This is a genomic window from Parabacteroides sp. APC149_11_2_Y6, assembly GCF_054506995.1.
The window spans coordinates 3,768,989-3,781,948 of record NZ_CP173709.1 but is presented as its reverse complement, the minus strand read 5'-3'; the positions used below and the strand labels follow the sequence as shown (position 1 = coordinate 3,781,948).

The window sequence follows — 12,960 nt, the reverse complement described above, 5'->3', positions numbered from 1 at the left end:
ATGTGTCATTTTATGCTATTAGAAATTAACATCCAGTCCGAAAGAAACAGATTTCATAATCGGATATTTCATACCATTTCCTGTATCCAGTTCAGGATCCCACATTTTGAATTTGGAGAAGGTCAGCAAATTAGAACCTTTCAGGTACAGGCGGAGTGATTTCACTCCGATTTTTCCCATCCATGTTTTGGGGAAGCGATAGCCTACTTCTATATCTTTCACACGCAACATGCTCATATTTCGTAGCCACCAAGTTGAATTTTTGGAGTTGTTTTCATTTTGTCCGTACGTCAGGCGCGGGTAGAAAACATCCTGGCTTGGATTATCCGGTGTCCACCTGTCCTGATAATTATCGTAAATATTATACATTGCTCCCATTGAACTGCCAGGCAGGAAACCGGAACCTCCGATAAATCTCCATGTATTACCATTACCCTGGAAGAATATGTTCACATCTACATTTTTGTAAGATGCATTCACGCCGAATCCATATACGATTTGGGGGTCGACTGTTCCTCCTAAAGGAACTTCATCCATGTCTGTTATTGCTCCGTCACCGTCGATGTCAATATATTTGATATCTCCCGGACGAACTTTCGAACTAAAAGTATGTGTCGGAATATCTTTCTTCAGCGTACCTTCTTCTACATTTTCAAAATCAGCTTCTGTAAATAATCCATCAGCAACCAGACCGAATAACTGTCCGACAGGCAGACCTGTTCTTTGCCGGTTAGTCCCCATCACTCCGGGGGCTTCATCCTGTTCAACAATTTTATTTTTGGCATAAGTCAGTGTGCCCCGGAAACCGACATACAAGTCTTTGTTTATTTGCTTATTGTATGTGAGTGATAAATCAATACCTTGGTTGTCTACTTTTCCGAAGTTAGCCCATGGCGTGTTAATGAAGCCGGCTGCAGAGGGTATGGTATTTCTTTTCATAAAGATATCGCGGCGATGTTCCTTGAACCAATCGACTTGCAGGTCTAAAGCATTCCATAGGCCCAATTCCAAACCAACATCTATTTTCTCGACAGTTTCCCAAGTCAGGTTCGGAATACCAAAATCACCTTCGAAGCGACCGGTACGATGGTAATCGTTGTTTACACCCCATTTGTATTGGTTGTCATCGCTACTATTAATGGTCGTAATATAGGCAAATCGGCGTCCTTCCAATTGGTCGTTACCAACTAACCCCCATGAACCTCTTAGTTTGATTTTAGAGAATGTGTCTTTGAATTTTTCCATAAAGGGTTCTTCCGAGAATAAGTAACCGATAGCAACAGAGGGGAAGAATCCGAATCGATAGCCTTTAGCAAAGTTTTCAGAACCGTTGTATCCGAAATTGAACTCTGCAATGTAGCGGTTTCCATATGTATAGGACGTTCTTCCTGCAATACCCATGCGGCGGAAAGGCACGATGCTGCCATCCTGGTAATCCCGTTGGTTGTACATAAACATGGCATCTACATTATGTTCTCCGAATTTCTGTGAATAGCTTAAATTACCTTCCAGGTAAGTGGCTTTATTTCCCCATTCTTTTTTTGAATCCGAGCCTAAGAACATTTGTCCGTAGTCTGCAATCGTAATATCCAGACTTCCATCTTCTTTACGTTGAGTTGCCGGGTAATAATAGTCCGGACTTTTTGAACGGACCACACCGGATCTCATATAACGGTCGAAAGAAAATATACCTTTCACTTTAAGTCCCGGAAGTAAGAATTTTAAATCTTGTTCCAACGAGAACAAGGACTCTATTTTTGCATTAGAATATGTGCTGAAACCATGTTGGGTTGCTCTGGACCACGGGTTTATACGGTTTTTCTCTTTAGGAATTTCTCCTGTGGAATAAATGGTCGGGTGAACAAACGGAGGTGTTTCAAAGGCGGCTCCTAATACATGGTCGGAGGCTCTTGTATCACCATCGTCAACCATACCGTTTGTTTCCTGCAGATAACCACCGATACTAATACGGGCAACAGTTGTTTTTGTGATGTTAACGTCCACATTTGAACGCATATTATATTTGTTCAGCTTTGTAGACGAATCCCATGTCTGGCTTTTATCCCGTTCGAAAATACCGCGTTCGCCATAGTAAGAAGCTACTAATGCATAGCGTAAAATATCGCTACCTCCGGTAATTGTCAGGTTTGCCCGTTGGTTTGTGGCATGGTCTCTTGTTATGGCATCCAGCCAGTCTACGTTCGGATATAATTCCGGGTCTGCGTTTGTACGGTATTTTTCAATTATTTCCGGGGAATAGACCTCTGAACCACCACCATCCAAAGATAATTCGTTCATTAATGAAAGATATTCTGTCGAACCGATGAATTTAGGCAGTTTGACCGGTTGGGTAAATCCTTGTTCATAATGTACATCCACAGAAGGTTTTCCTAATTTCCCTCGTTTGGTATTTACGATGATAACACCATTTGCACCACGAACTCCGTATACGGCACTGGCGGCTGCATCTTTCAGTACGGAAAATGATTCGATTTCGGAAGGGTCCATATCATCTAATGAACGTTCGATGCCATCAACCAATATCAGTGGGCTTCTTCCTGCATTTTGAAAAGAGGAGATACCGCGAATCCAGAAGTTGGAACCATCTACTCCCGGTTCTCCGGAACGTTGTACGGCAATTACACCGGCTAACTGACCGGCAAGGTTATTACTTAACGCACGTGTCGGGCTTTGTTGTAAATGTCCGGGATCTATTGTTGTGATAGAACCGACAATGGATTCCCTTTTCTGTGAACCGAACCCGACCACTACTACTTCATTTAAGCCAGTAGAGACTTCTTTCAAATTGACATTGATATTGATTTGGTTTCCTACTTTTATATCCTGAGACTCAAAACCAATGTAGCTGAATGTTAGTGTGGAAGTTTTACTGGGAACACTTAAGAAATAGTTACCGTTAATATCGGTAGTGGCACCAATATTGGTTGCTTTAACAACAACATTCACACCGGGTAGAGGATTTCCTTGTTCATCCCAAACCGTACCGTTAATGTTAATTCCTTTTTGAGGCTGTTGTTGGTTTGCTACTGTGTTCGATAAGATGACCTGTCTGCCTTTTATTTCATAACGGATGCCTGTTTCTTGTGTAAGCAGTTCCATAATCGTTGATATGTTTTTATTCTCAACTTGGATGGAAACTTTTTTGTCGAGTGTTTTTAACAGGTTGTTCGTGTAGATAAAAATAAACTCACTGTTCTTTTCGATGTAATTCATTACTTCTTTCACAGTTTTGTTCTCTATTCTGACTGTGAAACTTTTATCTTGTTCATAGGTATCATTCGCTGATGCATATAAAGGAATGGTAGAAAAAGATAAAAAAATACTAATTATTAAAAACAAAAAATCTTTTTTCCTTGGTATCCACCAAGGATTAATTTTCTTATTCATAACTTTACTTAGATTTTTGATTAATCACTGAAAATTTTTGATTGAAAAATCTCTACCGGAGGACATGGCAGTGTCTTCCGGTTTTTATATTGAAATGTTGCTATTTTTTATTCATGGTATAATTTTTTAGATTAACAAATTAGGTTATCACTCTCTTTTTAAATGAATTATTCCGTTTTCTTCGCGCGCAGAAATAGGTATCATCGATTTAATGTTGTCTATAATTTCATCCAAATTGTCTCGCAGGTCTAACTTCCCGTATACTTGTTCGTTTGCCAACGATGAGTCACATTTTATGGGGGTTCCATATAGCAAACTCAGGCGCTCGGCAAGTTGCCGGAGGTGGTCTCCGTTTAAAATCATTATTCCGTCAATCCAGGCTCTGTAGTCTTTTGCATTTACCTGTTTTTTGCCGGTAATGTTGTTTTGTTCGAGCGATACGAGTTCATCCGGTTGCATTTGTATTGTTTGATTGTTCCGGTCTTTGATTTCTACTGCTCCGTTTACAAGAACGACCCGGCTGGCAGGCATTTGTTTATAGGCAAATACATCGAAGGAGGTACCCAGCACTTTTACATCGAACCCGTCTGTATTTACGTAAAAGGGGCGGTTTTGGTCATGGGTTACTTCCAGATACACTTCACCTTCTACATAAATTTCTCGTTTCTTTTCATTGAAAACACGCGGATAGATAACTTTCGTTCCGGCGTTGACCCAGACTTTCGTTCCGTCTGATAATAAGAGTTGCGAACGTTTTCCTTTGGGGACAATCAACTGGTTATATAGTTCCTGGATTGTTGTTTCCTTTTGGGGTTGTTCTTTTTCCAGAGAGAGCTTTTCCGAGTTGACAGACACATTTCCTTCGGGGGTATAAGTGATTTGTGCATCTGTCGCTAATTGGTGTTTTTCCATGTCTGACATAACCAGGACTACCTCGTCCGTATCTTCGAATGACGGTAATTCTATTTGGGATATAATATTCCTGATATTATCCTGTTGGGGGGAATGATTGATAATGTGAATGGCCGCAACTAATATGGCTATGGAAGCGGCAATGGATGTAACTGTTATGTAGAATGTTTTTAATGTTTTTTTCTTTTCAGGTACCAATGGTTGCAGATTCATTTTTCCCTGTATCTTTCTAAGTGTTTGTTCGCGGATAGAATCTGTTATGCCTGATTCAATTTCCGGCGAGCAGTGCTCCCAGAAAAAATCCAGTTTTTTCTGTGTCTCCTTGTCTGCAGGTTGGAAAAGGTCTTTATCTGCTATGTTTTGTTTTTTCTTCATTCAGCCTTTCTATGGTACTACATAAAAAAGACGCAGATTAAAGAAAAATATCCTATTCGAAAAGATGATTTTTTTGAAAAAAATTATTTTTCGAGAACTTGTGATATAAGGCTTAGGGCTTTTGCGATATGTATGTTGATGGTTTTCACTGAGATATTTAAAATTTGGGCAATTTCTTTGTAAGGCGTTTTTTCTATTTTTGCCAACATGAAAACTTCTTTGCATTTGGGAGGAAGTGAAGAAATGGCCTGGTTGATTTTTTTTATTTCTTCTTCACTGATTATTGCATGGTCGGGGGATTGGACTAATGGTATATAGTAATCTTCTATTTCATCAAACGAAACGGTAGTGTCCGGATGTTCTTTCCGTAAATAGGAAATAGCTTTGTTTCTGACAATAATAAGCAGCCATGGTTTTATTTGTTGGATTTGATGAAGATTCCGGCGGTTGTTCCATACTTCCAGAAATACATCACTGACAATTTCCTCTGCTATTTCCCGGGTATTCACATATCCTATAGCGAAATGATAGAGGTCTTTTGAGTACATATCCATAAAAGAACGGAAAGCACTCTGGTCTCCTTCTTCTATTTTTTGCACATAAAAACCTTCTTTAGGCATATGGTGATTTTCGATTTGCGTTTACCTTTAGACAACCAATATAAGGATGAATAAAAAAGGAAGTGGGTTGTCGTCCACACTTCGTAAGGTATCGCCAGAGACCTAAGCACACGCAAACAAACAACCCACTGGATATAGCAGTTGCTTGTGCCTTGTGTGCTGTCAAAACTGGCGATTTTAACGAAGTAAGGCACTTCCAAATATTAATATATTGTCCTATAGGACTGAGCAAATATACAATTTTTTTATTTTGAAATTTTAGTAAAGATAATTATTGTAATTAAAATAAAAAGGTCCCTGTTCTGATAAGGAATCAGACAGGAACCTTTATATATTCGAATTAATTATAAGTTAGTTTCTTATAATCCGAAAACCTTTTTTACTTTATCTACATAGTCCAGTTTTTCCCAAGTGAAAAGTTCTACTTCGCACATGGTTGGTTCCGGATTATAACGGGAAGTAAATGTTTTAGTAACGATCTGAGGAGTACGTCCCATATGGCCGTAGGAAGCTGTTTCCAGATAAATCGGATTACGTAATTTCAAACGTTCTTCAATTGCTTTCGGACGCATATCGAAAATATCCCAGATTTTCTCTGCAATTTCTCCATCTGTCATTTTCACATTGGAACGGCCAAATGTGTTTACGAAAATATTCATAGGTTTAGCTACGCCAATCGCATATGAGACTTGTACAAGCATTTCGTCGGCAACACCTGCTGCAACCATATTCTTTGCAATATGGCGGGCTGCATAAGCCGCAGAGCGGTCTACCTTGGAAGGATCTTTTCCTGAGAAAGCGCCACCGCCATGAGCTCCTTTGCCACCGTAGGTATCAACAATAATTTTACGTCCTGTTAAACCTGTGTCCCCATGAGGACCTCCGATAACGAATTTACCGGTCGGGTTTACATGGTAGATAATATTGTCATTGAATAATGCCTGTACATGAGCCGGATATTGTGCCTTTACGCGTGGAACCAGAATATTCTTAACGTCATCTGCAATTTTCTTCTGCATGGCGACGTCTGCTTCTTCCTGCGTAATACCTTTTGCGGTAATAAACTCATCATGCTGGGTTGAAACAACAATGGTATCGATGCGTAATGGTTTGCCATTATCATCGTATTCGATAGTAACCTGACTTTTTGCATCCGGACGGAGGTAAGGCATCAGGTCATTTTCGTTCTTGCGGATTTCGGCAAGTTCCCATAATAAACTATGCGAAAGATCCAGTGCAAGAGGCATGTAGTTCTCGGTTTCATTTGTTGCATAACCGAACATCATACCTTGGTCCCCTGCTCCTTGGTTATACGGATCTTCACGTTCGACACCACGGTTAATGTCGCCACTCTGTTCGTGGATTGACGAGAAAACGCCACAGGATTTAGCTTCAAACTGGTATTCACTTTTGGTGTAACCAATCTTTTCGATTACGCCGCGAGCAACTTCCTGCACATCTACATATGCACTTGATTTAACTTCTCCAGCCAAGACAACCTGTCCGGTTGTAACAAGGGTTTCGCAAGCAACTTTCGAGTTCTTGTCGTAAGCAAGGAACTCATCCAGCAAAGCATCCGATATTTGATCGGCTACTTTATCGGGGTGCCCTTCGGACACCGATTCGGAGGTAAATAAATAACTCATCGTTTTTGTTGTTGACAGTTGGCCGTTGACAGTCGACTCATCGGAAATATAATGCCTAAAGATGGGCTGTCAATTTGCAACTGACGGTTAATAATTAAAATATTGGATTGACGAGGGGAAATTTGCTTGCCGGACGGCCATGAAAGATGAAGCTTGTTTTTAGCATTTTTTCCTGTGGTTGCAAGCAATACAAATCTATCCACATCAATTCGGATGCAAAGTTATAAATTAATTGATAATTAGAAGGTGAAACCGCTAATTATTTCTTTTTTTTAGAGTTGCGCAAGGCTTTTTTATACTTGAAACCTGCTTTGTATTTGGCCGAATCAGAGCCATGAGTCCCTTTAAGAAAATCGGAAAACTTTATTTTACGTTCACCGGTATTTTCATCTTTGGCTTTATTCTTAAAAACCATTCCTCCACCGGTCAAGATTTTTTCTATATCGTTCATATTTCTTCGTTTAGTTCAATAATACGTTTTTTTAATACAGGGTGTGTCACAAAAGGAGCTATCTCAGATAGAGGTTCCATCACAAATTTTCGTTTGTGCATTAAGGGGTGAGGTAATACCAATTCTTCGGATTGCAAAACCAGTCCGTCATACATTAATAGGTCGATGTCGATAACACGGTCGTGGTATGTACCCTTGCTTTTTTCAGTACGCCCAAGTTCTTTTTCAAATTCCTGGGTCAGATGAAGCAATTCGATGGGAGAGAGGGATGTCCTTATTTTAATGGCAGCATTCAGGAATTTATTCGAGGATTCAAATCCCCAGGGTTCTGTTTCGTAAAAGGAGGAAAGGGCGAGAACATCTCCCGCCCTTCTGGCTAACAGCGAAGCGGCTGTTATCATATTTTTCCGTTTGTTACCGATATTTGTCCCTAATCCCAGATATACGATAGCCATAAACTGTTTTTTTAAAGAATCAACATAGCATCACCATAGGCTCCGAAACGGTATTTTTCTTTCAGGGCAACCTCATATGCTTCCATAATCAGGTCATAACCGCCAAAAGAAGCAGTCATCATCAATAGAGTGGAAAGGGGCATATGTAAATTGGTAATCATGCTGGTAGCCACACTGAAATCATAAGGAGGGAAAATAAATTTGTTAGTCCATCCCTCAAATTCTTTTAGGTGTCCGTCTGTACTCACGGCTGTTTCGATGGCACGCATTACGGATGTACCGACTGCACAAATCTGTTGTCCTGCATCTTTACCTTTGTTTACGATATCCACTACATCTGCATTCACAACCATTTGTTCGGAATCCATCTTGTGTTTGGTCAGGTCTTCCACATCTATTTCACGGAAATTACCCAAGCCGGAATGAAGTGTCAGAAATGCAAATTTGCAGTCTTTTATTTCCAGACGTTTCATTAATTCACGGCTGAAATGCAGACCGGCTGCCGGAGCAACAACTGCACCTTCTTCTGCTGCGAAGATATTCTGATAACGTTCTTCATCTTCAGGTTCCACCGGACGATCTATATATTTGGGCAGTGGAGTTTCGCCTAAAGCATATAAAGCTTTTTTAAATTCATCATGGTTCCCGTCATACAGGAAACGTAGCGTACGGCCACGGGAAGTCGTATTGTCTATTACTTCAGCAACCATTGAGTCGTCTTCCCCAAAGTATAGTTTGTTGCCAATACGTATTTTTCGTGCCGGATCAACCAATACATCCCATAAACGGAGGTCCGCATTTAACTCGCGTAATAGAAAAACTTCGATGCGTGCACCTGTTTTTTCCTTATTTCCATACAGGCGGGCAGGAAATACTTTTGTGTTGTTGAAAATGAATACATCTTTTTCTCCGAAATAGTTCAATAGGTCTTTAAATACTTTATGTTCTATTTCTCCGGTTTTGCGGTTGATAACCATCAACCTGGCTTCGTCCCTGTTCTTTGCCGGCTGAAGAGCTATAAGCTCCTGCGGTAAGTTAAATTTGAATTTAGAAAGCTTCATAATGCAACTTTATTTTATTTTTATCATTATACAAAATAACTACACAGATTGCACATCTGTTTCTACAGAAGGTATTGCCTGGTCTAAAAATGTATCGATATCGTCTGTCGACATACATTGTGCCAGTGTGATATCTCCGATACGAGTACGTTCCAAGGCTGTTAAATGGGCTCCGGAATGCAATGCTACGCCAATGTCGCGTGCCAATGCCCGTATATAAGTACCTTTACTGCATACTACGCGTATTTTGATCACAGGCAGGTTACATTCCAGTAATTCCATCTCGTCAATGACCAGCGTCTTGGACCTCAATTCAACTTCTTCCCCCTTACGTGCCAGTTCATAAGCCCGCTTACCTTCCACTTTACATGCCGAGAATACGGGTGGCACTTGCTGAATCGTTCCCACAAACGATTGCAATACTTTTTCAACTTCCTCGCAAGTGATATGTTCTGTCGGATATACTCCGTCTATTTCTTTTTCAAGATCAAAAGAAGGTGTTGTTTCTCCGAGTTTCAATGTGGCAACATATTCTTTTGTCTGATATTGGAATTCATCTATCCTTTTAGTGGCTTTGCCGGTACAGATAATCATGACTCCTGTTGCAAGCGGGTCTAATGTTCCGGCGTGCCCAACCTTGATTTTTTTTACTTTCAGCTTCCGTGACAGTTTGTAGCGGAATTTGTTTACCAAATCGAAGGAGGTCCACTTCAAAGGTTTATTAAAATATAGTACTTCTCCTGCTATAAAATCCATTCCCGTTATGATTAGGATAGTGCTTCCTTTTTTAATTTAATAATGTGCAGGCTATTGTCACTAATCCTGCAATCGCACAATAAATGGCGAAATAAATAAGTTTGCCTTTTTTTACTATGTTAATCATCCATTTACAAGCGATACAACCGGAAATGAATGCTGCAAAAAATCCGACAACTAAAGAAAGTGCCGGTATATCCCCTGCAATAGCTTCGCCTTTTATTGCTTTCATGATGTCTAACAGTGCTTCCCCTAAAATCGGAGGAATTACCATCAGGAAAGAAAACTGGGCTAATTGAGCCTTATTGTTCCCTAATAACAATCCTGTTGCAATGGTTGTTCCCGAGCGGGAAAGTCCCGGCATTACCGCACAAGCCTGGGATAAACCGATGATAAAAGCGTCTTTTATCGAAATCTTATCTTTTTGGCGTGGTTTCGCATAGTAAGAAAAACTGAGTAATGCAGCAGTCAGTAGCAGCATAATACCTACAACCAATAGTCCGGAACCAAAAATTGCTTCAACCTTATCTTTGAAGAAAACTCCGACAATGCCAATAGGTATCATAGAAACCAAGATATTAATGACATACCGGGTTGCATCGTTCATTTCAAATTTGAACAGTCCGCGGAAAATCCATTCGATTTCTTTCCACAAAATCACCAATGTACTAAACACTGTTGCTACGTGGACAACAATAGTGAAAGCCAGATTTTCTTCTCCGTTTATGCCGAATAGGGCTGAGCCTATAGCTAAATGACCACTACTGCTGACTGGCAGATATTCCGTGAGTCCCTGTACGATACCCAATATCAGTGCTTCAAACCAACTCATTCCGTAGCTCTTTTATCTTTGCTGTTTTTTAATATACCGAAAATCATCAGGATAAAACCGAACAATGCAACTGCGGGTGCAATAACGATTCGGCGGGCACTGAATATTTCCGGATTAAAACCTGTAGGGTCTTGAGAACCGCCACCACTCATCAACATGAAACCGATTGCTATGATTACGATAGAAACGGCAATCAGTATAAAATTCTCTTTTCCAAAAGCAAAATCTCTTTTAGCCATACACATTATATATAATAAAGTTTATCAACACGCATTCTGAGGTATTTATTTACGGCAACGACTGTTGCCAGTATAGATAAGATAATACCCATAGCCAATACGCCGGCATATAGGCAAATCAACGTTTTAATATCCAGCAATTGAATAAAGCCGGATAACTCATTTTGCAAATAATATAATGCTCCGGTAAGCATTAATATCGCAAGGATAGACGCGAAAATGCCACTTACCACATTATACCTTACAAAGGGCTTTCTGATAAATCCGGGAGTCGCTCCAACGAGTTTCATCGTATGAATCAGGAACCGTTTAGAATAAATCAACAAGCGTATTGTATTACTGATCAGAACGAATGATATCGCCATAAGCATGACGGCAAGTCCGAGCAAAATAATGCTGACACGCTTCATGTTGTCGTTCACCATTTGCATCATATCTTTACGGTAGAGCAAATCGGATACGGTCGTATAATTTTTGATTCTTTTTTCGATTAACTGTAAGCTGTCAGGATTGGCATATTCGGAGTGCAACTTTACTTCGATGGAAGCTTGAAGCGGATTGAAGCCAAGAAATGTTTCAGGGTTTTCTCCCAGTTCTTCCTCCAGTTCTTTCGCAGCCTGTTCCTTGGAAATATATTCTGTCGATTTGATAAAAGGCATTGTATCAAGTGTTTTTTGCATTTTCTTGATATCCGCCTCTTTTTGGTTGTCTTTTAAAATAATGGAGAACGAAATATTCTCTTTTACATATACCGAGAGCTTGTTTCCTAATAATCCCATCAAAAAAATGAGTCCCAAAAGAAAGAGTACCAATGAGATACTGATAATGGAAGTCAAACGAGAATTAAAAAAAGAAACAGCCCCTACCTTATTCTTTTCAGCCATTAGACGTAACCTTGATTATTATTTAGTAAATTGGGGAGGCATGCATTAGAGAACATACCTCCCAATTTTTTTGCAAAAGAACGAATATTTTATGGAACAGCGGCTTCTTTATAATTCTTTAACTACTTGAATCCGCGTATAATAAATGTGGGCTTAGGGTAATTGGAAGAAAAAGAATGGGTCGTCATCATTGGTAGACATCATGATAATCCTTTTATTTTTTTCATCCACCGAAAAATATCCCCAATGGTCCAGTTTGTATTTTTTGACAGGGTTTCCATTCCAGTCAAATTGTTCTACATATATATAATGTTTTCCTTTACCGAAGTCCCGCATTACTTCCACAGGAGTACGTCCGCTGTACAGGCAATAAACGTAGTTGTCCTGTGCGCACATACCCCAATAGTGGGTGACATTTTGATCCAAGCCATCGGCCATTTTTAAAGAGCCGTCATTGAAATCTCCCTGTTGGAAATTTAATGTGCGGACTTCATTCGTCTCCATGTCTATGAATTTTAGTATCTTGAAATATTTATAAGCATAAACCATTCGCTTTTTCTTCGGATTGACACCAAAATCGCCAATATAGGTAAAAGGTGATTTCCGTTTAGGATTCAGTTGCAGGCTGAGTAATTCTTTTGTTATAACCGAATCTTTTTCTTTATAGACGCGGAAGATGCTCTTTCCGGTTTTACTGTCATCCGCATAAATAAAGTCTTCAGGTCCCAGGTTGACAATGTCCTGTTTGCTGCTCCAATATCCACCTTGTTTGGAGGTTGGAAAATGAAAATCCGGAGTGATATTCCCCTGTTTATCCAGTTTATAAAGTTGTTCGCGGGTGGATTCGAAAATGTAGGCATATAATGTGGTGTCCGGAGTTGGGATAATTGACGGATAGGCAAATTCATCCGCGCCATTCCCGCGAGGGGCAAGCGATTTCAGATGTACCATTTCCGGGTAATTGAAGATAAGAACTTGTCCGTCGCCTTGCTGGCGGGATAAATTGGATGTTATCAATTTATTTCCGCAAATAATCATATGGGGTTCTCCCGGTTTAAAGATGAAAGTATCGTTTGCTATATGTTCGCCTTTTAATTCGATAATACTTTCAAATGGATTTTTATTTTTTAGGAACACATCCCCGGCTTCTAAAGGAGGAAGCCTGGCTTCGGTTATAACAGTATCGGTTTTAGCAGCAATTACCGATGATTCTGCTTTTTTATGCTGGCAGGAGGATGCTAAAAACACCCCGAAAACTATAAAAAGCGAGTAATATTTGCTCATAGTTTTTCATATTAGATTAATAGGCGTAAGATACGAT

Annotated in this window: 12 protein-coding genes; all 12 read right to left on the bottom strand. The window is 39.9% G+C overall.

Features of this window, described 5'->3' with window-relative positions:
* Positions 1–18: 18 nt before the first annotated feature.
* The 12 genes from ACGE0T_RS15735 to ACGE0T_RS15680 all read right to left on the bottom strand — a co-directional run bounded on the left by ACGE0T_RS15735 (position 19) and on the right by ACGE0T_RS15680 (position 12,923).
* Positions 19–3,408, bottom strand: a complete 3,390-nt coding sequence (locus ACGE0T_RS15735; RefSeq protein ID WP_459187560.1) for a SusC/RagA family TonB-linked outer membrane protein — start codon at positions 3,406–3,408, stop codon at positions 19–21.
* 147 nt (positions 3,409–3,555) lie between these two features.
* Complete coding sequence (locus ACGE0T_RS15730; protein ID WP_459187559.1) at positions 3,556–4,695, bottom strand: FecR family protein; 1,140 nt, start codon at positions 4,693–4,695, stop codon at positions 3,556–3,558.
* Positions 4,696–4,778: 83 nt separating this feature from the next.
* Positions 4,779–5,315: an RNA polymerase sigma factor gene (locus ACGE0T_RS15725; protein WP_459187558.1), complete on the bottom strand. Its 537-nt coding sequence runs from the start codon at positions 5,313–5,315 to the stop codon at positions 4,779–4,781.
* Positions 5,316–5,674: 359 nt separating this feature from the next.
* Positions 5,675–6,961 (bottom strand): methionine adenosyltransferase, encoded by a 1,287-nt coding sequence (gene metK / locus ACGE0T_RS15720; protein WP_459187557.1) that lies wholly within the window; start codon positions 6,959–6,961, stop codon positions 5,675–5,677.
* Between the two features lie 259 nt (positions 6,962–7,220).
* Entirely contained in the window at positions 7,221–7,412 is a 192-nt protein-coding gene (locus ACGE0T_RS15715) for a hypothetical protein (protein ID WP_459187556.1), read from the bottom strand.
* The gene (folK, locus tag ACGE0T_RS15710; protein ID WP_459187555.1) at positions 7,409–7,867 is read right to left on the bottom strand and encodes a 2-amino-4-hydroxy-6-hydroxymethyldihydropteridine diphosphokinase; all 459 of its coding nucleotides are present in this window, start codon (positions 7,865–7,867) and stop codon (positions 7,409–7,411) included. The genes ACGE0T_RS15715 and folK overlap by 4 nt, the downstream gene beginning before the upstream one ends.
* A gap of 11 nt (positions 7,868–7,878) precedes the next feature.
* Entirely contained in the window at positions 7,879–8,928 is a 1,050-nt protein-coding gene (queA, locus tag ACGE0T_RS15705) for a tRNA preQ1(34) S-adenosylmethionine ribosyltransferase-isomerase QueA (protein ID WP_459187554.1), read from the bottom strand.
* Between the two features lie 39 nt (positions 8,929–8,967).
* Positions 8,968–9,684: a tRNA pseudouridine(55) synthase TruB gene (truB, locus tag ACGE0T_RS15700; protein ID WP_459187553.1), complete on the bottom strand. Its 717-nt coding sequence runs from the start codon at positions 9,682–9,684 to the stop codon at positions 8,968–8,970.
* A 31-nt stretch (positions 9,685–9,715) separates the two neighbouring features.
* On the bottom strand, positions 9,716–10,516 hold the full coding sequence (locus ACGE0T_RS15695; protein WP_459187552.1) for an undecaprenyl-diphosphate phosphatase: 801 nt from the start codon (positions 10,514–10,516) through the stop codon (positions 9,716–9,718).
* Positions 10,513–10,755, bottom strand: coding sequence for a DUF3098 domain-containing protein (locus tag ACGE0T_RS15690; protein ID WP_459187551.1), 243 nt, complete (start codon positions 10,753–10,755; stop codon positions 10,513–10,515). Before ACGE0T_RS15690 ends, ACGE0T_RS15695 begins: the two co-directional genes overlap by 4 nt.
* 5 nt (positions 10,756–10,760) lie before the next feature.
* Positions 10,761–11,639 (bottom strand): cell division protein FtsX, encoded by an 879-nt coding sequence (locus tag ACGE0T_RS15685; RefSeq protein ID WP_459187550.1) that lies wholly within the window; start codon positions 11,637–11,639, stop codon positions 10,761–10,763.
* 153 nt (positions 11,640–11,792) lie between these two features.
* Entirely contained in the window at positions 11,793–12,923 is a 1,131-nt protein-coding gene (locus ACGE0T_RS15680; RefSeq protein ID WP_459187549.1) for a BF3164 family lipoprotein, read from the bottom strand.
* Positions 12,924–12,960 lie beyond the last annotated feature (37 nt).

Coding starts and splice junctions, on each gene's coding strand:
- folK (WP_459187555.1), bottom strand. CDS start 7,867: ATGGCTATCGTATATCTGGGATTAGGGACAAATATCGGTAACAAACGG.
- ACGE0T_RS15690 (WP_459187551.1), bottom strand. CDS start 10,755: ATGGCTAAAAGAGATTTTGCTTTTGGAAAAGAGAATTTTATACTGATT.
- ACGE0T_RS15725 (WP_459187558.1), bottom strand. CDS start 5,315: ATGCCTAAAGAAGGTTTTTATGTGCAAAAAATAGAAGAAGGAGACCAG.
- queA (WP_459187554.1), bottom strand. CDS start 8,928: ATGAAGCTTTCTAAATTCAAATTTAACTTACCGCAGGAGCTTATAGCT.
- ACGE0T_RS15695 (WP_459187552.1), bottom strand. CDS start 10,516: ATGAGTTGGTTTGAAGCACTGATATTGGGTATCGTACAGGGACTCACG.
- ACGE0T_RS15680 (WP_459187549.1), bottom strand. CDS start 12,923: ATGAGCAAATATTACTCGCTTTTTATAGTTTTCGGGGTGTTTTTAGCA.
- truB (WP_459187553.1), bottom strand. CDS start 9,684: ATGGATTTTATAGCAGGAGAAGTACTATATTTTAATAAACCTTTGAAG.
- metK (WP_459187557.1), bottom strand. CDS start 6,961: ATGAGTTATTTATTTACCTCCGAATCGGTGTCCGAAGGGCACCCCGAT.
- ACGE0T_RS15685 (WP_459187550.1), bottom strand. CDS start 11,639: ATGGCTGAAAAGAATAAGGTAGGGGCTGTTTCTTTTTTTAATTCTCGT.
- ACGE0T_RS15735 (WP_459187560.1), bottom strand. CDS start 3,408: ATGAATAAGAAAATTAATCCTTGGTGGATACCAAGGAAAAAAGATTTT.
- ACGE0T_RS15730 (WP_459187559.1), bottom strand. CDS start 4,695: ATGAAGAAAAAACAAAACATAGCAGATAAAGACCTTTTCCAACCTGCA.
- ACGE0T_RS15715 (WP_459187556.1), bottom strand. CDS start 7,412: ATGAACGATATAGAAAAAATCTTGACCGGTGGAGGAATGGTTTTTAAG.